The following is a 23,366-nucleotide window of genomic DNA, read 5'->3' on the forward strand; positions in this document are numbered from 1 at the left end:
AATATTGCCTTAACCCATTTACTCAAAAGCCCATATTTTCGCTAATCATTTAGCATAAACTACTTCATTAAAAGTTGCCCAAGAATATCTGATGTTATTGACCTCGACAAATGTAATATTCTAGGTCATTTTACAATTTTTTTATTGCAAAAATGACTATTCACTGATCAGAATTCAATCTTTTGATTAATAATATGTTTTATTAAGCAATTGATAAACAGATTATTATTTGTTTTTAAGTTATTTTTAATGAATAAACAGCTGTTTTACTTTTTTGTAAAAAAAGTCAGTAAGTCGAAAAGTCAATTCATCTGAATGTCACATTTCTAACATCCCACATTTTGACCAATAATTCCCACATTTCAACCTTTTTTTAGGTGCTAATCTGGATTAAAATTGCGTTATCAAATTGTTTCGAAATGATGATCTTCTTCCTGAACGTTAAATTCAGGATTCATCTTCGTACAATCTATTTAGAAAAGGTTTTCCAGAATACGTGAAAAAAGCAATCATTACCATATAAACATGCGCAAAAAATTAAGAGATAGAATCGACGCATTTAAAGATGCAACCCTGATTAAAGAACAAGGGCTGTATCCATATTTTAGATCTATAGAGTCCGCACAGGATACAGAGGTTATTATCGACGGGAAAAAGGTATTGATGTTTGGCTCAAATTCATACTTGGGTTTAACCAATCACCCTAAAATTAAAGAAGCATCTAAAATGGCCATCGATAAATATGGAACCGGATGCGCAGGCTCTCGATTTCTTAACGGCTCGCTTGACATTCACATTCAACTGGAAAACAAGTTAGCTGAATACGTGTCTAAAGAAGCAGCCGTATTATTTAGTACTGGTTTTCAGGTTAACTTAGGTGTGATTTCCTGCTTATTAGACCGGAACGATTATCTTATTTTAGATGAATATGATCACGCATCGATTATTGATGGCAGCAGGCTTTCTTTTTCAAGAACGATAAAATATGCCCACAATGATATGAACGACTTGCGCAGGAAGCTGAGCAGGTTACCTGAAGATGCCGCAAAACTGATCGTTTCTGACGGTATTTTTAGCATGGAAGGTGATCTGGTTAACTTGCCTGAGCTGGTGAAAATTGCCGATGAGTTTGGAGCCAATGTAATGATGGATGACGCCCATAGTTTAGGTGTGATCGGTTTTAACGGTTCTGGCACGGCATCTCACTTTAATTTAAACGATGGTGTTGATTTGATTATGGGTACGTTTAGTAAATCATTGGCTTCATTAGGTGGATTTATTGCTGGTGATGCGCAAACCATTGAATACATTAAACACCGTGCCCGTTCATTAATGTTTAGCGCAAGTATGCCGCCAGCTTCTGTAGCCAGTGTAATTGCGGCTTTAGATATTATTGAATCTGAACCAGAACGTATTGATAAATTGTGGGATAACACCAATTATGCAAAAAAATTACTCATAGAATCTGGGTTTGATATTGGCCATAGCAACAGTCCCATCATCCCTGTATATATCAGAGACAATACCAAAACATTTATGATTACCAATATTCTGCAACAGAATGGTGTTTTCGTAAACCCGGTGGTTTCTCCTGCCGTACCTTCAGATTCATCTCTAATTAGATTTTCACTGATGGCAACACATAGTTTTGAACAAATCGAAACCGCTATAGAAAAGCTGGTAGAAGCTTTCAAAACTGTTAATGTAGAATTAGACGGTGTTAAATCATGAAAAAGGTAATCGAAGTTTCTACCAAAAAGCAGCTGGCATCATTTATAGATTTCCCACATGATTTATATGCAAATGATATAAATTATGTTCCGGAACTGTTTATTGCACAGCGTGATCTGCTTACGCCTGGTAAACATCCATTTTATGAACATTCTCAAATTCAAATGTTTTTAGCTTATGAGAATGATAGGATAGTGGGTAGGATAGCAGCCATCAATAATACCAATCACAACAAAGTTTATGGTGGCAAGGATGGTTTTTTTGGTTTTTTTGATTGCATTAATGATCAGGAAGTAGCGGCTTTATTATTTGGTGCTGCTGAAAAGTGGTTGCTGGAAAAGGGGCTAACCAAAGTTTTAGGGCCAACTAATTTCTCTACCAATGAAACCTGTGGATTACTGATAGAAGGTTTTGATGGTCCTCCGGTTGCAATGATGCCTTATAATGCAGCTTATTACCTGACGCTTTTAGAGCAGATTGGCTTTGCCAAACATGTAGATTTACGGGCTTACCGCTATACCACAGGCAATTACAATGATCGGTCAGTTGGTTTAATTGATAAGATTGAAGAGCGCCTAAAACGTAATGATATCACCATTCGTAAAATCAATATGAAAAACTTCAACAGTGAGCGTGAAGCCTTGCGTGAAGTATACAATAAAGCCTGGGATAAAAATTTAAGTTTTGTACCCATGACCGACAAGGAATTTGACTACACGGCTAATGACCTGAAGTTAATTCTCGATCCTGATTTCTGTGTAATGGCAGAGCAAAATGGTCAGATTGTAGGATTTGCATTAGCCATTCCGGATATCAACCAGATCTTGAAAAAAATTAAACGTGGACGCTTGTTTCCTACAGGTTTAGTTAAACTCCTCCTTGGGAAAAAGAAAATAGATGGCATCAGAATTTTATTGCTTGGCGTAATTGATGGCTATCGTAAAATGGGAATTGAGGCCTGTTTGTATGGGCACATTATTAAAAGTTTTGCTGCAAAAAATATGAAATATGCGGAAGCCAGCTGGACACTTGATCATAATGAATTGATAAACAAACCCATTGAGGATATCGGCGGAAAGCTATATCGCAAATACAGGATTTTGGAAAAAGCAATATGAAAAAGCGGGTATTGATTACGGGAGCAACAGGTTTTGTAGGTTATCATTTAATTGAAGCAGCATTGGCAGATAATCTGGAAGTTTACATTAACGTCCGGAAATCAAGTGTAGTGGAGCATCTTAATGGATTTGATATCAATTACGTAGAACTGGACTTCGAATCAATATATCAGCTAAGGCAGAACATTGATGAACATCAATATCACTATATTATTCACGCTGCAGCCACAACAAAGGCTAAAAACCGTGAAGAATATTTTCAAACCAATGCTACCTATACCCGGAACCTGGCTGTAGCGGCATCCTTATCAACACATAAAATAGAAAAATTTGTGTTCTTAAGTAGCCTGGCAGCCCGAGGGCCAATAACCAATAATCAAAATTACAGCAGGCCGGTAACCAACTATGGCAGGAGTAAGGCGCTCGCAGAGACTTATTTAAGCCAGATTTTAGGTTTACCATTAATCGTTTTCAGACCCACAGCTGTTTATGGCCCAAGAGAGAAAGATATTTTTATCCTCATTAAAGGGATTAACGCTGGCTTTGAACTTCATGCGGGTAAACAGGAACAACAATTGAGTTTTATATACGTGATAGATTTAGCCAGGATAATGATTAAAGCACTGGCTTCTGATGTGATTAATAAAACATATAACCTTTCTGATGGTCAGGTGTACAGCAAATTTTCACTTGCTGCCTACGTAAGGAAGGCTTTAAATAAAAAGCCATTTGTAATGGAAATACCAATGCCGGTCATTAAAGGACTGGCCTGGACTTTAGAAAAAACTTTAGGCTTTTTTAACAAAGTACCAGCATTAAATATAGATAAGATAAACGAAATTACAGCCCTGAACTGGGCTTGTAATATAGATCAGATAGAAAAAGACCTTGGCTTTGTGCCTCATTACCAGTTAGAAAGTGGATTGAATGAAACCATTACCTGGTATAAGGACAATAAATGGTTATAAATTAAAAGCTTAAATAAAAATAGAATGAAAGAAGATGTAAAATCAGCTGATGGCAGGCTTGGAATATTAATGCCAGGACTTGGCGCTGTTGCCACCACCATGATTGCTGGTGTAGCTGCAATTAAAAAAGGTATATCTAAACCAATTGGTTCTTTAACTCAAATGGGAACCATTAGAATTGGTAAGAGAACAGAAAAGAAAGAACCAAAAATTAAAGATTTTGTACCTTTAGCCAATCTGGAAAACCTGGTTTTTGGCGGTTGGGATGTATATGAAGATAATGTATACGAAGCAGCTTTAAATGCAAGGGTTTTAGACGCAAACCTTTTGCGTGATGTACGCGAAGAATTGCAAGCCATCAAGCCAATGAGGGCAGCTTTTGACCATAACTATGTGAAGAATTTAACAGGCACATATGTTAAAGAAGCTGCAACAAGATATGAGCTGGCCCAGGAAGTGATGGAAGACATCAAAAACTTTAAAGCTACCAACAACTGTGACCGGATTGTTTTGGTGTGGTGCGGATCTACTGAAATTTATTTTGAACCTTCTGCAGTTCACGAATCACTGGCTGCATTTGAGCAAGGTTTAATTGATAATGATCCGTTAATTGCGCCAAGTATGATTTATGCTTACGCTGCATTAAAATTGGGTATTCCTTTCGCAAATGGAGCGCCTAACTTAACTGTAGATATTCCGGCATTAATTGAATTGGCTAAAGAAACCAATACACCTATTGCAGGTAAAGATTTTAAAACAGGCCAAACCTTAATGAAAACCATATTGGCACCAGGTTTAGCCGCACGTTCATTGGGTGTAAACGGTTGGTTCTCTGATAACATTTTAGGTAACCGGGATGGTTTGGTACTTGATGATCCAGATAACTTTAAAACCAAAGAAGTTTCTAAGTTGGGTGTATTAGAAGATATCTTTAAACCAGAAGTAAATCCGGATTTATATGGTGATATGTACCACAAAATCAGAATTAATTACTATCCGCCACATGGTGATAACAAAGAAAGCTGGGATAATATCGATATTTTCGGTTGGTTAGGTTACAAAATGCAGATCAAGATTAACTTCTTATGTCGTGATTCTATCCTGGCTGCGCCAATTGTTTTAGATTTAGCCTTATTCATTGATCTTGCAAAAAGAGCAAATATGTCTGGCGTTCAGGAATGGTTATCATTTTATCTAAAATCACCACAAACGATCCCTGGGGTGCCAGCAGAAAATGATATTTTCAAGCAGTTAATGAAACTTCAGAATACCTTGCGTTACATCATGGGTGAAGAGTTGATTACTCATTTGGGGCAGGATTACGAAGAAGAAGTTGTAGAAACCGCATAGTGTTAATCCATAAAATTATATCAACCAGCCTTGGAATTGGCTACATTGGTAAAGGCGCTGGCACATATGCTGCAATAGCAACCTGCCTTTGCTGGTACTTTTTCCAGGCTGGTTATCAATACCCAGGGCTCAATACCATCCTGATTACCATATTAATAACGCTTCAAGGTGTGAGGAGTGCAGATGTGGTAGAAGAGATTTGGGGCAAAGATCATCAACGTGTGGTGATAGATGAAGTAGCCGGAATGTGCATTACTTTACTCTGTGTGCCAGTAAGATGGGAATATATTCTTTTAGGTTTAGTACTCTTCCGGTTTTTCGATATCCTGAAGCCACTTTATATACGTAAAATGGAAGAACTGCCTGGTGGGTTGGGCGTAATGGCCGATGATGTGCTTGCAGGAGTTTATGCAAATGTGATCCTTCAACTGGTGATCATTTTCAAAATATTATAAACGATGTTTCGGTTTTTTAAAGCGCAGGCCTCATCGTTAATGGCCTCGGCAGCAGATTTTTCAGTTACCTTTGCTACAGTAAAACTTTTTGGTCTATGGTACCTGGCAGGGAGTATTACCGGAACAATCGTTGGTGGAATAATCAATTTTTACATCAACAGAAACTGGGTTTTTAACGCAAACACCAAAGCGCTAAAATGGCAGGTACTGAAATATATTTTAGTATGGCTTGGAAATTTAGCACTGGTAACCACAGGCGTTTATCTGCTCACCAACTTTTATCACCTCAATTATATGCGATCCAAAGTGCTGGTATCAATTATCGTTGGTATAAGCTATAATTATATCATGCAAAAACAGTTTATTTTCTCTGTTAAATGAAACGTCAATTTAGTATACCATTCGTAGTTTTCTTATTCTCAATTTTTAATCTGTTGGGTATAAGAAACATTTTTGCGCAATCCACTGTGGTTTCCGGTACCGTTCGCGACGCCAGTACCAAAGAAACCCTGCCATATGTATCTGTATTTTTTAAGGATACTAAAATCGGAACACAGACTGATCTTAACGGAAATTATACCATCAGTTCAAACCTACCACAATCTGCCTTAAGTTTTAATTATGTAGGCTATAACACATTAACTAAAAATATTACCCCTTCAATCAGCCAAACGGTTAATATTAGTTTATCACCCAGTGCCAATTCATTAGACGAGGTAATGGTAGTTGGTGGAAAAAAAGTAAGGTACCGCAATAAAGATAATCCAGCTGTTGAATTAATTCGCCAGGTGATTGCGCATAAGGATGAAAACAGAATTAAAAGTTATCAAACCGTAGCTTACCAGCAATATGAGAAAATGTTGTTTTCGGTAAGTAATGTTTCTGAGAAGTTTAAGAACAAGAAAATGTTCCGTAATTACCAGTTTTTATTTCAGGAACAAGATTCTACCTTAATTGGTGGTAAAAACTTACTGCCTATATATATTCAGGAAAGCTTGTCTGATCAGTATTTGAGTAAAGATCCACTAAAATCCAAAACGGTGGTGAAGGCACAAAAACAGGTGGAGTTTGATAACCGGTACATTGATAACAAAGGGATGAAAACTTACTTTGATCGAATGTATCAGGACATTGATATCTATCAAAATAACATCTCTGTGATGAGCAATGACTTTTTAAGTCCAATTGCAAATGGTGCCCCAAATTTTTATAAGTTTTTTATTACCGATACACTAAAAAATCAGAAGCCTCAAATTATTGAACTGTCCTTTACGCCCAGAAATACGGGCGATATGTTATTTGAAGGAAAGATCTATGTAACTAATGATGGGCAATATGCAGTTACAGGTGCAACATTAGGCGTAAATAAAAATATCAATCTGAATTTCGTCAGGGCAATGAAAATCGATTTGAACTTCGAACCCAACGCTTTAGGAAAATATAACCTCTCTAAAAGTAATTTGCTATCTGATTTTGGACTGGGTAAAGGCAAGGGCATTGGTTTTACCGGTGAGCGCACCGTCACCTATAAAAACTATCAGTTTGATACTAAATTACCAGATACCGTTTTTGAGGGAAAAAGTAAAGTGGTTTTAGCTGATGCTGCTAAAAAGAACGATTTATACTGGCAGCAAAACAGATTGGATACCATTTCAGCCAATCAGTTAAAAATTTACAAAAATATTGATACCCTTCAAAACCTTCCTTCATTTAAACGAACCATGAAAATTGTTACCTTGCTTTTTGCAGGTTATCAAAATCTAGGGCCTTATGAAATTGGACCTGTAAACACATTCTACAGTTTTAATAATGTAGAAGGGCTAAGGTTGCGTTTAGGCGGAAGAACCACACCCGAATTAAGTAAGCGATATTATTTTGAAAATTATGCAGCTTATGGATTCAAAGATGAAAAATGGAAATTCTTCCTTTCGGCAACTTATTCCATCAATAATAAATCTATTTACGAGTTTCCACAAAATTACATCAGGGCCAGCTTCCAGAGAGATACCAAAATTCCGGGGCAGGAGCTTCAATTTGTACAGGAAGATAACTTTCTGCTATCCTTTAAACGTGGTGTAAATGACATGTTGCTCTACAATGATTTTTATCGAGTAGATTACGTTAAAGAGTTTGAAAATCACTTTTCCTATACCTTTGGCTTAAAGAAATGGAGCCAGACACCTGCTGGCGGATTGTATTATCAGAATGATGCAAGTCAGTTTGTAAATAGACTGACGACCAGTGAAGTATCGGTTCAATTGCGTTATGCACCCAATGAAAAATTTTATCAGGGTAAAATATACCGGACTCCAATTGCAGACCGTTACCCGGTATTTAACTTAAAGTATACGGCTGGTTTAAAAGGTGTTTTAGGTGGCGAATACAATTACCACAACATCATGGGTAGTATTGATAAAAGATTCTATCTCTCTCAGTTGGGCTATAGCGATGTTACTTTTGAAGGTGGCTACATTGCCGGGAAAGTTCCCTTTCCGTTATTGGATATCCATAGAGCCAACCAAACTTATGCCTATCAACTTAATTCATATAACCTGATGAACTTCCTGGAATTTGTCAGTGATCATTACGTTAGCATTAATATAGATCACAATTTCAATGGCTTTTTCTTTAATAAAATCCCTTTGCTTAAAAAATTAAAATTGCGGGAAGTGGTTTCATTTAAGGCATTATATGGCGGTTTGCGTGATGAAAATAATCCGGCTTTAACCTCTGGTTTATACCGCCTGCCTGATTATGAAGATGGTTCTAAACGTACCTATGCACTTGGAAATGATCCTTATATGGAAGGAAGTGTAGGGGTTGGAAATATCTTTAAATTATTAAGGGTTGATTTGGTAAGGCGTTTTAATTATCTTAATCATCCTGAGGTGTCGGAATGGGGAATCAGGGCGAGGGTAAAATTCGATTTTTAAAAATTGGTTATGAAAGCAAACTTAAGAGACAGTTTACAACTAGGCATTTATAAAGTAATTAATCCTTTTGTGAGGGGATTAATTAAAATAGGATTAACACCGAATGCAGTCACCACTATTGGTTTAATTCTAAATATTGGCGTGGCGGTTATTTTTGTATTAGGTGCCGAAAAATCAAATCGTGGAGACATGTCATATGTAGGCTGGGGTGGAGCGTTGGTGCTTTTTGCCGGCCTTTTTGATATGCTTGATGGTCAGGTAGCCCGATTAGGAAACATGAGTTCGAGGTTTGGAGCGCTGTACGATTCGGTGTTGGATCGTTATAGTGAAATGATTATGTTCCTCGGGATTTGTTATTACCTGGTTTCGCACCATTATTTCCTAAGTTCCCTTTTTGCCTTTATTGCTTTAATTGGTTCCATGATGGTTAGTTACACCAGGGCCAGGGCAGAAGGATTAGGAGTAGAATGTAAGGGTGGTTTAATGCAGCGCCCCGAGCGTGTAGTAACCATTGGTATTTTTGCCATCGCCTGCGGCATAACCGGGCATTTTATCGGTGGAGATTATAAAATTTATATTCCGGGTATTTCCTTTCATGTTTTCGAAACCATGTCTGTTTTTACCATTCCAATTACTATAATGGCGCTTTTGACCAATATCACCGCTGTTAAGCGTTTACAAGAAGCCAAAAAAGGATTGGAAGCACAGGAATTGGCTGAAAAGAAAATCAGCAATAAAGCGGCAATGATTATTGGCATTACCTTATCATTGGGTTTAGTTGGCATGGGTGTTTTACCCGCAAAGGCGCAAGACCCTTCGCCTCTTAACTTTCCTGTACCGAAGAATATCAGCAATCAGTTATTTTACTTACAGCGTGATCCCAATACCAATACCATTATTTGCCAGTTAAATGTAGATCATAATGGTGAGGTTAATAATGAGAACCCTGTAAATGTTTTTTGGATGCGTTATGGAGATCAGGGCGAGAAAAAGGAGTTGGGCTATATCCAACGGAAATTTGCTTACGGAATACAGACTAAAAACCTGGGAAAAGGGCAATTTGAACTTCGGTTTGCCGCACGTAAAAATCTGCCGATGTACCTTAATAAATCGGCAGCAGATAAAAAATACCATGTTTTTGTAACGGTAAATAATAAGAAAGTTCAAATCGAAAGAATTTTTCTCAGAATAGAAGGTGGATCCTTTTGGCTGCCTAATGTGAAATATGTTGAGATTAAAGGTTTAGATGCGAACGACCCATCAAAAGTATTAATCGAGCGAATTAAAGTTTAAAAATTATGAAAAAGAATTTTGTTTCGAATTCATCAGCATCCATCAGGATGTTTAAGAGCGATCTTCTGGAAGGCCTTTCGAAGGTAAAATACTATGTACCATTAATCGTGTATGTCCCGGTGATTGCTTACTTGTTTTATAAGTCTATCTGGGAAGTTGAAATGCCAGTATTCAGCTTTATTGGCTGGTTTTTGTTTGGCTTAGGCATTTGGACCATTACCGAATATGTTTTACATCGTTTTGTATTTCATTTTGAGCCGGAGGCCGAATGGGGTAAAAAGATTCACTTCATTTTTCATGGTGTTCATCACGATTATCCTAACGATGCTAACCGCCTCGTAATGCCTCCTTCAGCCAGTATTCCGATGGCACTTGGTTTTTACTTTCTTTTTGACTGGCTATTGCCTCATAACATGGTTTATCCTTTTTTTTCAGGATTTATTTTGGGATATCTGTTTTATGATATGGTGCATTATGCTTTGCATCATGCTAACTTTAAAAATGGTTTCTGGAAACGCCTTAAGCACCACCATATGCTACATCACTATTCTGATGCAACCAAAGGATATGGTGTAAGCTGGACATTTTGGGATAATATTTTCCAATCCAACTTTGATAAGAAATAATATGCAGGATGACATCGCCCGGGAAAATTCGTTTTTTGGGCTCAAAACAATTTATACCACTTTATTTATTTCTCTGGCTTACCTATTACTATCATTTGTACTGGTAGGTTTTAAAGTGGATCAGCTGATCTTGATATTTATTTTTAATTCGCTTTTTTATATCTCTCCGGGAACAAGAAAGTTCATTCTAGGCTTTTCTATCTTCATTGTATATTGGGTTATTTTCGATTACATGAAAGCCTTTCCGAATTACATTTTCACGCCTGTTCATATCGAAGATTTATATCATCTGGAAGAGAAACTATTCGGGATTCACTTCAAAGGACAACTCCTCACGCCGAATGAATACTGGAAACTAAATACCAATTCATTTCTGGATGTGCTCACCGGTTTTTTTTATTTGATGTGGGTACCCGTGCCCTTGGCTTTTGCTACTTATCTTTTTTTCAAGAGAAAGGAACAGTTTGTTTTTTTCTCGCTCACTTTTTTATGGGTTAATCTACTTGGTTTCGTGGTTTATTATTGTTTTCCAGCTGCTCCGCCCTGGTACGTACAGGCACATGGTTTTCAGTTTATTTACACCACAGCAGGTAATACAGGTGGCCTTTCCCGCTTTGATCATTTCTTTAATATCCATCTTTTTCAGGGGATATACAGTAAAGGATCAAATGTTTTTGCGGCCATGCCATCTCTACATTCATCTTATCCCTTAATAGTACTTTATTATGCTTTAAAAAATAAGATGGGCATTCTAAACCTTTTTTTTGCAATTCTGGTCTTAGGGATCTGGTTTGCAGCGGTGTATAATAGTCATCATTATGTGCTGGATGTGATTGGAGGTGTGCTTTGCGCAATGGTGGCTATTGTAAGTTTTAATTTCTTTCTCAAGAATACCACTTTCAGAAATTACATCAGGAAATTCATTTACAAGATCAGTTGATGCCTATAATGAGGTTAATCTCGAAGATTTTCTTAAAAAAAATGCCGCTTTCGCGGCATTCTTTAATTATTGAATTTCTATTTTTCTTGAAACTGCTTTAGCTTCTTCTTTTTTCGGAAGGGTGAGTTTCAAAATCCCGTCTGCATAGTTGGCCTCAATCCTTTCTACATCGGCACTATCAGGCAATGTAAATGCTCGGGTGAAAGCAGAATAATTAAATTCCTTTCTGGTATAGGATTTTTCGTTATGTTCACTTTCTGTACGTTTTTCAGTAGAGATGGTTAACATATCTCTTTCCACACTTACCTTAAAATCTTCCTTTTTAAGTCCGGGTGCCGCCAACTCAATCTGGTAGGCATCAGGTGAATCGGCAATGTTTACAGATGGAAGGTTTTGGACCCTGCGTCCTGAAAAAAATGTGTCTTCTAAAACTGATTCGAACATGTCATTAAAGCCTGGCATTAATACATTGTTCTTTTTTTCTGGATTAAATTTAACCAATGTCATAGTTTTTCCTCCTTTTAATGTTTAATCAAAAATGGACTATAAATCAATTAATTATTGCTATGTACTCCTGCGAGCACAGTAAGGGTTAATCAAGTGCTGTGCCAATAGACTTTTTGAGTAATTGAAGGTACAATCGACTGAAAAAATTTCATTTTTGCTGAAAAATTTTCAGATAAAAGCTGTAAAATTTTCAGATTTTGAACGGCAGCAGTAAGCCATAAGAAGCATACTTTGTGATTATGGCAGAATCTAAATTTCAAAAAAAATCCTTTCTGGTTGATTATTCAGAAAGGATTTTTTTTCACTCATTAATTACTTTCATCCGAAAGGGAAAGATTGTCATCGTTAATCTTTCAGGCTGAACTGCCTGATACAATAATACCCAAATTCAATTCTAAAATCAGCATTTAGAAACCGAAATAACAGAGGTTTGAAGAATTTAATGCTGAAAGGCATTGATAATTGTCATCATCTTAATTTAAATGGATTAATCGTAACAACAAAGATAGATTTATCCGTATCCGGCGGTAAATTAATATGATGATTTTAGTCATTATTAAGCATTACAGTATCAATGATATAAATGTTTATACGCAAAATTATTTTACTGTAAACCTGAATTTCATATTAGAATGTTTTTACAAATTACAACACAATAAGATTGTATAGCATAGGTGTTGTGATTTGTTAATTGTAGATGCTGCCCATAATTGCTCAATTAAAAGATAAATCAGGTAAATATTTCAATTCACAACCAGATAGAATTTTATTGGTATATCCAAAATATTTGGAGATATTAGAATGATCTACACATAAGAAAAAAACATGCAGGAATCCATCCTTCCCAAATTAGAAGCATCAAGAAAAGAATTATTGGATTTAGGTATGCGCAACACGCTCCTGAATTATAAAGTGCCGAAAGCCAGAGGTATACACGTGATTCAGGAAAAATCTACCTCAATTTTCGAACTAATGGTCAGGCAAAATAAAACCATGACATTTTTAAGTCGGCCTGGAAAGGATGATGACGACGTGGTAGAATGGCCGGAACTTACCAAAGAAGAGCAGGAAAATTCTTATAACGATACGCGTCTTCAAACCAGTGAAACCGAACAAAAATTACAGACTAAAATTCTGAATACGTATTATTTTGCACGTACCAGTATAGAAGAGCAGGGTGTAAATATTTTGTATTTATCATTGGGCATGTTAAATTGGTATGAGCAGGGAAATACAACAGAACCACGTCAGGCACCTATAATATTGATTCCGGTATCGTTAGAAAGATCGAGTGCCAGCGAGCGTTTCAGGTTAAAATATAGTGGTGGAGAAATTGGAGCAAACCTTTCCTTACAAGCCAAAATGATGGCCGATTTTAACATCACTATCCCTGATTTAGGAGATATAGAAGATTTTAATCTCCAGGCTTACCTGGATGATATTATAACCCGTGTAAAACACCATTCATCATGGCGCATTGAGCCTGATGCTATTGAGCTTGGTTTTTTCTCTTTTGGCAAATTTATGATTTATTATGACCTGGATAGTAATAAGTGGCCGGAAGATGATAAACCAGAACATCATACCATTCTCCATTCTTTATTTGGGGGTGGTTTTACAGATGCCGAACCTACAGCAAATGATGATCATAATTTAGACAAGGAAACCAACGCCCACGAACTCTTCCAGGTCGTAGATGCAGATAGCTCACAGGTACTCGCCATGTTGGCTGTGCATGAGGGCAGAAACCTTGTTATTCAGGGCCCTCCCGGAACAGGTAAGTCACAAACCATCACCAACCTAATTGCCAATGCAGTAGGCCAGGGGAAAAAAGTATTGTTTGTTGCAGAAAAAATGGCAGCACTTGAAGTGGTGAAACGTCGTCTTGATGCCATTCACCTTGGAGAAGCCTGTTTGGAACTTCACAGTCATAAATCCAACAAAAAGGAGCTGCACGCAGAATTGAAGCGCATTCTCGAATTGGGTAAGCCTGCATTAACGCATCTTCAGAATGAGTTGATAGAATTAGATGCTTATCGTGGTAAATTGAATGGTTATTGTAATTCAATTAACCGGGAAATTGGTCGAAGCGGAGTATCGGCCCAAAAAGTAATTGGTTACCTTTCACAAATAGCAGATCAATATGCAGATGTTAAATTACTGAATGTACCCATAACAGATATTAGTGATTGGGATATGATCCGTATGAGTCGTGCAGAAAAAAGAGCTGATGAAATTGAAGCCCGGATAAAGGAAATAGGTGTACCCGCACACCTTACTTTTTATGGCACCAGACTTAAAGTTTTGCTAACCCATGAGCAAGAGGGGTATCAGGTTTTAATCAGCAATGCTTTAAGTGCGACTATGACATTAGAAAGCACCTCTAAAGATGCTGCTAACTGGTTGTTAATGCCAGAACCCATTAACGCAGCAGCAATTGAAAAGTTAATCGCTACTGCAAAATTGGTTGCAGAAAGTCCTGAATTAAGAGAAATTGCCATTCAAGATCCTGCTTGGGCATCGAATTATGAAGATATTCGTGATTTGCTTGAAACCGGAGAAAGGCTCGCCACACTTAAACATGCTTACGAAGATATTTTGTTGCCAGAAGCCTGGAATCAAAATGTATTGCAGATTCGCCAAAATTTAATAGCTCACGGTCAAAAATGGTATAAATTTATCATTGGCGATTACAAAAGAAGTATAAAAGAGTTAGCTTCTTTTTCAAAAATTCCATTGCCTGATGATCTGGAAAGGAAGATTCAATACACCGATGATATTTTAGAAGCCAATAGACTAAGTGTTGCACTTGCTGAATATGAGGCATTAGCACAACGATTATTCGGCACCCGCTGGCAAAAAATGAAAACCCGTTGGCAGGAGTTAAATCTGATTCTGAAATTTCTTTCCAAAACTCAAATCGATATTTCCAATAAAGTATATCCTGATACAATTTTAGAGGTATTAAGGAGGAATTACCATCCAGGCATAGCTTCTGATTGGGTCGAAAAACTCAGATTAGCTGCTGCTAGTCAAACCGATAGTTTTGAGCTTCTTTTAACCAAGCTCGATTTTGATCATATGCTGGTTAAAGAGGATAAAAAACTCAAGTCACTAAATTTTAATGTTCAAATTGATTTGTTGCAGCTCTGGTCTGATCGTTTTGTAGAAATTCATCATGCCATCCAATGGAATAACCTTACTGAAGCGGCTGAAAAAGAAGGGTTTAGTTCATTAACAAATTTTGCTACTCAATGGGAACATGCTGCCAACCACTTAAAAGTTGCATTGCAAAAAACGTGGTATGAGCATCTTATTACACAAGTAATGACTGAACGACCACCGTTACGAAGTTTTGAACGCACTAGTCATGAGGATACCATAGAAAAATTCAGGTCACTGGATATGCTTAATCTGGTTTACAATAGGGCACGTGTTGCGCTGAAACATTATGAATCCTTACCTAAGCAAGAAGGTGGTGGACAAATGAGTGTGCTACGAACAGAATTTAACCGTAAAGCCAGGCATTTACCCATTCGGAAATTGATGCAGGAAGCAGGACTCGCTATCCAAGCCATCAAGCCTGTATTTATGATGAGTCCCATGTCAATTGCCAGTTTTCTTCCTCCCGGAGAAATTGAGTTTGACCTGGTTATATTTGATGAAGCCAGTCAGGTACGTCCTGTTGAAGCTTTAGGCGCTGTACTTAGAGGAAAACAATTGGTTGTGGTTGGAGATACCAAACAGTTGCCACCAACCAGTTTCTTTGATAAACTAAATACGGACATTGAAGATGAAGATAATGTAACGGCAGATATGCAAAGTATTTTGGGGATGACTGATAGTCAGGGTGCACCACAACGGATGTTACGCTGGCACTACAGAAGTCGCCATGAATCTTTAATCAGTCTTTCCAATCATGAATTCTACGAAAATAAATTAGTCGTTTTCCCGAGTCCCGGATCCAGGTATCATATGGGTTTAGCGTTTCATCACCTGCCGGATGCCATTTATGATCGTGGAAAAACCAGGAGTAACCCTAAGGAAGCAGAAACTGTAGCTGATGCGGTTATCCGGCATGCTTTACAAAATCCTAAGCAAAGTCTTGGCGTGATTGCTTTTAGTACCTCTCAAATGCAAGCCATTCAAAATGCGCTGGAAATTAAACGAAGAAAAAACCCTGAATCGGAAAGTTTTTTCAGAAACCACAGTGATGAACCCTTTTTTGTGAAAAACCTGGAGAATGTACAAGGTGATGAACGGGATGTTATTTTCATAAGCATTGGTTACGGAAGGATAGAAGATGGAACTGTACCCATGAATTTTGGACCACTGAATAATGAAGGCGGCGAGCGGCGGTTAAATGTGCTCATCACGAGGGCAAAATACAGATGCGAAGTATTTGCAAATATTACAGCTGATGACATTAAAGCTGCTGCAACCACAAAATTCGGAATCCGGGCTTTAAAAAACTTCCTGTATTTTGCACAACACGGAAAATTTAGTGTAAACCAGGATATACCTGTACCAACTGAACGTCCTTTTGAACAAATGGTAGAAAACAGGTTAACGGAAGCTGGTTATACAGTAAGAAATAAGGTGGGATCAGAAGGTTTTTATCTGGATCTTGCTGTTGTTGATCCGGAGCATCCAGGTAGATATCTTATTGGCATCGACTGTGATGGAGACTCGTATGGTAAATCAAAATCGGCACGTGATCGTGACCGGTTAAGGAAGCAGGTTTTGCAGGGTATTGGCTGGAAGATGTTCCAACTCTGGAGTACAGAATGGTACCGTAACCCTGAAAGGGAGTTTCAGCGTCTGCTGGATTACATCACCACGGTGAAAACACAAACCTCTCTTGATGATCAGATAGAAGAAGAAATTCATGCAGAACTGAATACCCTTGTGAGAGAAGAGCCCATAGAAATAGATACGACTGTTCCTTTTTATGAACCAGTCAAATTAATTATCGATCAGCAAATTGATGATCTTCACCTTATTCCTTTTGGTAAATTGGGAAACTGGATCGCAGAAATAGTGGAAAAAGAAAGTCCGGTTCATTTCGATGAAGTAGGCAGAAGAATCGCTGAAGCCGCAGGTATTTCCAAAATTGGCTCCCGCATTCGATATACTTTAGATGCAGCGGTTAATTATGCTGTAACCAGTGGGCTGATTGTAAAAAAGGATGATTTTCTTTGGCATCCTAAAATGGAGAATCCAATCATTAGAAACAGAGCCGGTTTAAATAGTAGCAGTAAGAAACTAGCTTACATATCTCCTGAAGAAATGACTTTAGCAGTTACAAAAGTGGTAAGCGAATCAATTGCTATTCAACCAGAGGTTGCGACAGTTTTAATTGCCAGGTTGTTTGGTTTTAGCAGGGTAACTGAAGAAATGAAAAAAGAACTGCTCAGGGTATTGGATTTGAATGTCAATTCAGGGAAAATAAAGAGGGATGGTGAGGTGCTAAAGCAACTTGAGTAAACTCAATTCTGTTACCATTCACGTTGCAGGCAAAACATATATTTAATTAAATAGTGATGAAATCGTTGTTCTCCTCTTTACAAAAGAATAAAGAGGAGAACACATTTAAATCCAAATTTACATAAATCATACACAATTATATTGTGCACAATCTATATTTGTAATGCAATAGAAAAATGAACAATCTTTTAAAGTTAGAAAATCAGGTTTGCTTTCCTTTATACGCCCTTTCTAGGGAAGTTACTCAGCTATACAGACCATTTTTAGATGATCTTGGGTTAACTTATCCGCAATATTTGGTGATGCTAATCCTTTGGGAAGAAAATCAACAAACGGTTAATCAACTTGGTGAAAAGCTTTATTTAGATAGTGGTACGCTCACGCCACTGCTGAAAAGGATGGAGCAAAAAAGGATAATAACCAGAACAAGAAGCACAGCTGACGAGCGTGTAGTTATTATTTCAGTAACTGATATTGGCGAAAAAATGAAAGAAAAAGCGACTTGCATTCCTGCTAAACTGGTAGAGGCCTTAGGACTTTCTATAGATGACTTGAATCAGTTGAAGCAAATTGTGACTAAAGCACTTAAAAGATAGATTAAGAATAATGGCGGAATGATATATAAAAAAATCATTATCTCATTAAAATAAAAAGAATATGACATCAATAGATCAACAACAGATTACAAATATATTTCAAAATCAGAAAAACTTTTTTGCTACACGCCAAACACAGGATATTAGCTATAGAATTGAAAAGCTTAAACGTTTCAGAACTATTTTTGTGAAACATACTGATGCCATTTGTGATGCCTTAATGGAAGATCTTGGTAAAAACAGAAAAGAGGCTGAATATGCTGAAGTACAACTTGTACTGGATGAACTTGATTATTGTATCGCTAATGTGGCGGAATGGGCTCAACCTGTCGAGGTGCCTTCTAAGCCACGTCCGGGTGGAGAGACTGTTATCAGCAAACTTACTCATCAGCCATTTGGAGTAACCTATATTATTGGCCCTTTTAACTACCCGGTTCAGCTAACGTTTAGTCCGCTAATTGGTGCCTTAATGACTGGAAATACCGTTATACTTAAACCATCAGAAAACACACCAACGGTTTCAAATGTAATCGCCCAAATTATTTCAGAAGCTTTCCAACCCGAATATGTGGCTGTTGTAGAAGGCGCTATTGAAGAAAACACCTTACTTTTAACTTTTCCATTTGATTATATCTTTTTCACTGGAAGTGCTAACGTTGGAAAGATTGTAATGGCTGCTGCTGCAAAACAACTGATTCCATTAACCTTGGAATTAGGTGGAAAATCACCATGTATTGTTCATCAGGATGCAGATTTGGATATTGCGGCGAAACGAATTTCTTCAGGCAAATGGGCGAATTGTGGACAAACCTGCGTGGCTCCTGATTATGTGTATGTACATGAGGAAGTTAAAGATGCATTGATTCTAAAAATGAAGGCGTATCTTAGGGAGACTTACCAAGATCAAACGTTAGGTAAAATTGGAAAAGTTGTTTCTCAGCGTCAAATTAAAAACCTTGCTGGTTATATTGCCTCATCATCTGAAAAATTGGTTTATGGAGGTCATTACGACCTGGATACCCGTTATTTTGAAGCTACTTTAATGGATGGCGTAAATTGGAATGACGCCGTGATGCAACAAGAGATATTTGGTCCGATTCTTCCATTTTTAACCTACACAAACATTGATGAGGCATTTAATGAAATCAACAGCAGACCAAAGCCACTTGCTTTATATGTATTTTCAGAAAATCAGGCATTTGCAGATGATGTGTTAAATCGCACTTCCAGCGGAGATGCAGAAATCAACAGTACACTCATTCATGTAGGTTCTCACTTTCTTCCGTTTGGAGGTGTGGGTGCATCAGGTTTTGGAAAATACCATGGCAAATTCAGCTTTGAAACCTTCAGCCACTTAAGGGCTGTTTTACAGATAAAAAAATAAAATCAAAATAAAATCAGAATGAAAGTTTTATATACTGCAGAAGCAACTGCAACAGGTGGACGTAATGGACACATTAAAAGTGATAATGGCATTTTAGACGTAGAGGTGCGCATGCCAAAAGCATTGGGCGGTGCAGATGATAACTACACCAATCCGGAGCAGTTATTTGCCGGAGGTTATGCCGCATGTTTTGATAGCGCATTAAATTTAATTATCAAACAAGGTAAAGTAGCTACAGGAGAAACCAGCGTAAAGGCAGAAGTAAGCATCGGCCAGATTGAAAACGGTGGTTTTGGCCTGGCAGTTAAGTTAGCCGTAAATATTCCACAAGTGAGCATCGAGGAAGCGCAGGCTTTAGCAGACAAAGCACATCAGATCTGTCCGTATTCTAACGCTACACGTGGAAACATCGAAGTAACCATCACAGTTACGAATCATTAATTAAGCAATAATTATTAATTTAAAACCAGTAAAAATGGGATTATTAGAATCATTAGCGTGGAGATACGCCACAAAAAAATACGATCCATCGAAAAAAGTAAGTGAAGAAAATATAGATAAGATTGTAGAAGCAGCAAGATTAGCCCCAACATCTTCGGGCTTGCAACAATTTAGGGTTTTGGTGGTATCCAATCAGGAACTAAAAGAAAAACTTAGCCAGAATGCTCTCAACCCTGAAGTTATGGTAGATTGTTCTCATGTTTTAGTATTTGCTGCCTGGGATAATTATACCGAGGAACGAATTGACGCCATCTATGATCGTACTACAGATGAGAGAGGATTACCACGTGGAAGATTCTCCAGTTATACAGATAAAATTAAAGGCATTTATTTAAATGAAGAAGCTGAGAAAAACTTCATTCATACGGCACATCAATCTTATATCGGCTTTGCCATGTCAATTGCGATGGCTGCAGAATTAAAAGTAGATAGCACACCAGCAGAGGGCTTTGACAGCGCACTTGTTGATGAAGTTTTAGGATTAAAAGAAAAAGGACTTCGAAGTGTAACCTTATTATATTTAGGGTACCGCGACAGTGAAGGTGACTGGTTAGCCGGAATGAAAAAGGTTAGAAACCCAAAATCTGAGTTTGTTATTGAGTATCGTTAAGTAATAGAAGGGGAGGCCTAGGTCTTCCCTTCATTTTTGATATGAATTTTTAATAAATTTTATCAAAATATATCCCGCTGATTTTCGGGGATTTCGCAGATCTGGTAATTAGTAATGATCATTTTAAATCTGCGCACCTTATCTTTATAATCTGCGGGAAATAATACAACTAATTATTGCAAGCGTATATGTCTCGCTGATTTTCGAAGATTCCACAAATTTGGTAATCAGTAATGATCATTTTTAAATGAGCTATAAATAAAACCAAGAATCACTGCAAACTGAAATCTCCAGAGAAAGCTATTTTCGAAGCATTAGCTTTCAATTGATTTTTTCTAATATTATTTAACCGTCCTTCGGATCAGGAATCAGATTTGGGTGCCGATATTCAATTTCATCTGCGAGCAAACCAAGTAATTCCTTATCAAAACCACTATCATTCTTACAGATATTTAATACATGATTTCTATCTGGCTCAAATGAGGCGATAATTTTTCCTTCAAAAAATACGGTATACTTACACGTCTCCCCATCTCTATAAGGATATTCACTGACTAAAAATTCATAAGTTTGGTGATCAGTTCCGTACTTTACTTTGTAATGTTCCATGTAATTTGCAATAAATGTTTAATAGGCTTGCGCTTTTCACCAATCGTTATTGAGGGGAGGAACAACGAAGCAATCCAAAGGCTAAGGTCAAATTCATTCATAAGTATTGATTCTAAGTATAGAAAAGCTATAAAGCAATTATATTCAATTAGCCAAAAAAAAGCCCCGCATTTCTGCGGGGCAATATTTATGATCTTGATGTCTTTAGGAAAGTAATTTCTGTTAATGCTTTATGGATTCCATCTCTTTGTTTATTCAATAAATCAAGATGATCAGCGTGTGTTTCAGGGTGCTCAATTAAAGCATCATATTTTTCGATTGCTGCTTTTTCTCCAGTTTCGATAGCACCTAAAATAGCAGCATCTTCTTTACTACTTAATGCCTCTTTAATATCAATCCAGGTTCTGTGAATGGCACCTAAAATACCACCTTCGTCATTGTCAGATGTTCCACCATGTGTGGCTAAATGTGCTTTAAGTTCCAGTTCATAAGCTTTACGCTCTGCTGCATATTTAAGAAAAATGGCTTTCAAATCTAAACTTTCCGTTGTTTCAGCAGCAGATTCGTAACCCTCTTTTCCATCATTTATTATTGAAACTAAACCTTTAAGGTCGCTAATGATTTCTTTATTATTTTCCATTTTTATAGTGTATGTGTAATTGATATGATTAATAATTTTTATTTAATTTTATAATATTGATGACTTACTGATTTACGTGCATGGCCTAAAGAAGACATACTATTTTAACCAAAGTCAATCTACTCGCAATTATGAATTAAGATCTTCTTTTGCATGTTCTTCAATATATTTTGCAATAGCCTGTCTTCCGTTAGTGCCAGCTGCCTTAGCATATTCCTTGTATTTCTCAGGACTAATTCCAGCTTGTTGTGCCGCATAGGAAATATCGTTTGGATCATTAAGATCGACTTTCGTCTCATCTCGACCATCTTCTTTTTTATAGTAATCCATATTGATCAAACAACACTTTTAATCATAAGGTTTGTAATTTATTCAGAACAGTATAGAATATCATTTCCTCATTCTGATAGACAACAAATAAGCTATAATTATTATTTTTTCTGAACAAATGGTAATTTTTTAATGTTGAAATAAACAAACAGGCGAATTTAATTAAGCCTTTAAGAATATTTTATTACGCATGGTCAGATTTATACTCAAGAAATTAACTGGCTAAAAAATTAAAAGATATGTTCAATCAAAATCAAAAACCATTAGTGAGTCCATTAGATAAATACCCTAAACCACCGTTTGTAAAACAGCCTCAGGAAGTGCCTGGCCTGGCTTCAAAAATGGATCCTATTCCAGATCATGGAGAAAAAAGTTATAAAGGTTCAGACAGACTTTTAGGTCGCAAGGCATTAATTACCGGAGGTGATTCTGGAATCGGACGTGCAGCAGCTATTGCTTACGCAAGAGAAGGAGCCGATGTTGTAATTAATTATCTACCCCAGGAACAATCAGATGCAGATGAAGTGCTTAAACTGATCGAAGAAGCCGGCAGAAAAGGATTTGGAATTGCGGGCGACATCACCAGCGAAGATTTCTGTAAAAAGTTAGTGGCTGAAGCTGCTGATAAACTGGGTGGAATAGATATATTGGTTAACAATGCCGGGCATCAGCAAGCAGTTGATTCATTATTGGATATTAGTTCGGAGCATTTTGATACCACGATGAAAACAAACGTATATGCGCCATTCTGGATAACCAAAGCAGCATTGCCATTATTACCAGAAGGTTCAGTAATTATAGCCACCAGTTCGGTTCAGGCTTATGATCCTTCAGAAAATCTATTTGATTATGCGCAAACGAAAGCGGCTAATGTTGCATTTGTAAAATCACTGGCTAAACAACTTGGCCCAAAAGGTATTCGTGTAAATGGGGTAGCACCTGGTCCGGTTTGGACACCTTTACAAACCAGCGGCGGACAACCACAGGATGCCATTGTGAATTTTGGTGAAGTTACACCACTTGGTCGCCCTGGCCAACCTGCTGAACTGGCTTCTATTTATGTTCAGCTTGCAGATAGCGATGCCAGTTATGCTACTGGCCAGATTTATGGTGCTGCCGGAGGAAACGGACATCCATAGTGAATTATCATTAAACGTTATTTCAAAAGCTTCTCCCACTAGAGAAGCTTTTGAATTTTATACGATAAGCAACATGTTATCAATGCTTTCCATCCATTGTTAATGTCGCCATTAAATGACATGCTACAGGCGGAAAAGAAATATAAAAC

20 protein-coding genes are annotated in these 23,366 nt (G+C 37.3%); 16 read left to right on the top strand and 4 right to left on the bottom strand.

The genetic code is table 11. From position 1 onward, the window contains the following. The first annotated feature begins 525 nt into the window (after positions 1–525). From AN34_RS13285 to AN34_RS13330, 10 genes are read left to right on the top strand one after another with little or no spacing between them, the layout of a single operon-like run. On the top strand, positions 526–1,731 hold the full coding sequence (locus AN34_RS13285) for a pyridoxal phosphate-dependent aminotransferase family protein (RefSeq protein WP_029286211.1): 1,206 nt from the start codon (positions 526–528) through the stop codon (positions 1,729–1,731). Continuing rightward, complete coding sequence (locus tag AN34_RS13290) at positions 1,728–2,849, top strand: hypothetical protein (RefSeq protein ID WP_029286213.1); 1,122 nt, start codon at positions 1,728–1,730, stop codon at positions 2,847–2,849. Before AN34_RS13285 ends, AN34_RS13290 begins: the two co-directional genes overlap by 4 nt. Beyond that, positions 2,846–3,817, top strand: coding sequence for an NAD(P)-dependent oxidoreductase (locus AN34_RS13295; protein ID WP_029286215.1), 972 nt, complete (start codon positions 2,846–2,848; stop codon positions 3,815–3,817). Before AN34_RS13290 ends, AN34_RS13295 begins: the two co-directional genes overlap by 4 nt. Positions 3,818–3,841: 24 nt before the next feature. Further along, on the top strand, positions 3,842–5,167 hold the full coding sequence (locus AN34_RS13300) for an inositol-3-phosphate synthase (protein WP_029286217.1): 1,326 nt from the start codon (positions 3,842–3,844) through the stop codon (positions 5,165–5,167). After that, positions 5,167–5,622 (top strand): phosphatidylglycerophosphatase A, encoded by a 456-nt coding sequence (locus AN34_RS13305; protein WP_231625552.1) that lies wholly within the window; start codon positions 5,167–5,169, stop codon positions 5,620–5,622. Before AN34_RS13300 ends, AN34_RS13305 begins: the two co-directional genes overlap by 1 nt. A 3-nt stretch (positions 5,623–5,625) precedes the next feature. Then, positions 5,626–6,003 carry a GtrA family protein gene (locus AN34_RS13310; protein ID WP_029286221.1) on the top strand — a complete coding sequence of 126 codons (378 nt, stop codon included), beginning with the start codon at positions 5,626–5,628 and terminating at the stop codon, positions 6,001–6,003. Then, a complete protein-coding gene (locus AN34_RS13315) occupies positions 6,000–8,555 on the top strand; it encodes a DUF5686 and carboxypeptidase-like regulatory domain-containing protein (RefSeq protein WP_029286223.1) in 2,556 nt (851 codons plus the stop codon). Before AN34_RS13310 ends, AN34_RS13315 begins: the two co-directional genes overlap by 4 nt. A 9-nt stretch (positions 8,556–8,564) precedes the next feature. Continuing rightward, on the top strand, positions 8,565–9,848 hold the full coding sequence (locus tag AN34_RS13320; protein WP_036677159.1) for a DUF4833 domain-containing protein: 1,284 nt from the start codon (positions 8,565–8,567) through the stop codon (positions 9,846–9,848). 5 nt (positions 9,849–9,853) lie between these two features. Then, entirely contained in the window at positions 9,854–10,474 is a 621-nt protein-coding gene (locus AN34_RS13325) for a sterol desaturase family protein (RefSeq protein WP_029286225.1), read from the top strand. After that, the gene (locus AN34_RS13330; RefSeq protein WP_231625553.1) at positions 10,461–11,414 is read left to right on the top strand and encodes a phosphatase PAP2 family protein; all 954 of its coding nucleotides are present in this window, start codon (positions 10,461–10,463) and stop codon (positions 11,412–11,414) included. The genes AN34_RS13325 and AN34_RS13330 overlap by 14 nt, the downstream gene beginning before the upstream one ends. 66 nt (positions 11,415–11,480) lie before the next feature. Here AN34_RS13330 and AN34_RS13335 read toward each other — a convergent pair whose 3' ends face one another. Beyond that, on the bottom strand, positions 11,481–11,921 hold the full coding sequence (locus AN34_RS13335; RefSeq protein WP_029286229.1) for an Hsp20/alpha crystallin family protein: 441 nt from the start codon (positions 11,919–11,921) through the stop codon (positions 11,481–11,483). Positions 11,922–12,746: 825 nt separating this feature from the next. On the opposite strand from AN34_RS13335, the gene AN34_RS13340 reads away from it, so the two are divergent. The 5 genes from AN34_RS13340 (at position 12,747) to AN34_RS13360 (ending at position 20,499) form a co-directional block, all read left to right on the top strand. Beyond that, complete coding sequence (locus tag AN34_RS13340; protein WP_029286230.1) at positions 12,747–17,408, top strand: DUF3320 domain-containing protein; 4,662 nt, start codon at positions 12,747–12,749, stop codon at positions 17,406–17,408. A 176-nt stretch (positions 17,409–17,584) separates the two neighbouring features. Further along, positions 17,585–18,004, top strand: coding sequence for a MarR family winged helix-turn-helix transcriptional regulator (locus AN34_RS13345; protein WP_029286232.1), 420 nt, complete (start codon positions 17,585–17,587; stop codon positions 18,002–18,004). A 61-nt stretch (positions 18,005–18,065) separates the two neighbouring features. Continuing rightward, entirely contained in the window at positions 18,066–19,388 is a 1,323-nt protein-coding gene (locus AN34_RS13350) for an aldehyde dehydrogenase family protein (protein ID WP_029286234.1), read from the top strand. Between the two features lie 18 nt (positions 19,389–19,406). After that, positions 19,407–19,829, top strand: a complete 423-nt coding sequence (locus AN34_RS13355) for an organic hydroperoxide resistance protein (protein ID WP_029286236.1) — start codon at positions 19,407–19,409, stop codon at positions 19,827–19,829. A gap of 34 nt (positions 19,830–19,863) precedes the next feature. Continuing rightward, complete coding sequence (locus AN34_RS13360) at positions 19,864–20,499, top strand: nitroreductase family protein (RefSeq protein ID WP_029286238.1); 636 nt, start codon at positions 19,864–19,866, stop codon at positions 20,497–20,499. 345 nt (positions 20,500–20,844) lie between these two features. On the opposite strand, the gene AN34_RS13365 is transcribed toward AN34_RS13360, so the two are convergent. The 3 genes from AN34_RS13365 to AN34_RS13375 form a co-directional block, all read right to left on the bottom strand. Further along, the gene (locus AN34_RS13365) at positions 20,845–21,108 is read right to left on the bottom strand and encodes a hypothetical protein (protein ID WP_036677163.1); all 264 of its coding nucleotides are present in this window, start codon (positions 21,106–21,108) and stop codon (positions 20,845–20,847) included. Between the two features lie 187 nt (positions 21,109–21,295). Beyond that, positions 21,296–21,748 (bottom strand): PA2169 family four-helix-bundle protein, encoded by a 453-nt coding sequence (locus tag AN34_RS13370; RefSeq protein ID WP_029286242.1) that lies wholly within the window; start codon positions 21,746–21,748, stop codon positions 21,296–21,298. A gap of 129 nt (positions 21,749–21,877) precedes the next feature. Next, a complete protein-coding gene (locus tag AN34_RS13375) occupies positions 21,878–22,078 on the bottom strand; it encodes a hypothetical protein (RefSeq protein WP_029286244.1) in 201 nt (66 codons plus the stop codon). 239 nt (positions 22,079–22,317) lie between these two features. On the opposite strand from AN34_RS13375, the gene AN34_RS13380 reads away from it, so the two are divergent. Continuing rightward, the gene (locus AN34_RS13380) at positions 22,318–23,217 is read left to right on the top strand and encodes an SDR family oxidoreductase (protein ID WP_029286246.1); all 900 of its coding nucleotides are present in this window, start codon (positions 22,318–22,320) and stop codon (positions 23,215–23,217) included. Positions 23,218–23,366 lie beyond the last annotated feature (149 nt).

Origin of the sequence: Pedobacter sp. R20-19 (assembly GCF_000708265.2) — a bacterium.
Taxonomy (GTDB): domain Bacteria; phylum Bacteroidota; class Bacteroidia; order Sphingobacteriales; family Sphingobacteriaceae; genus Pedobacter.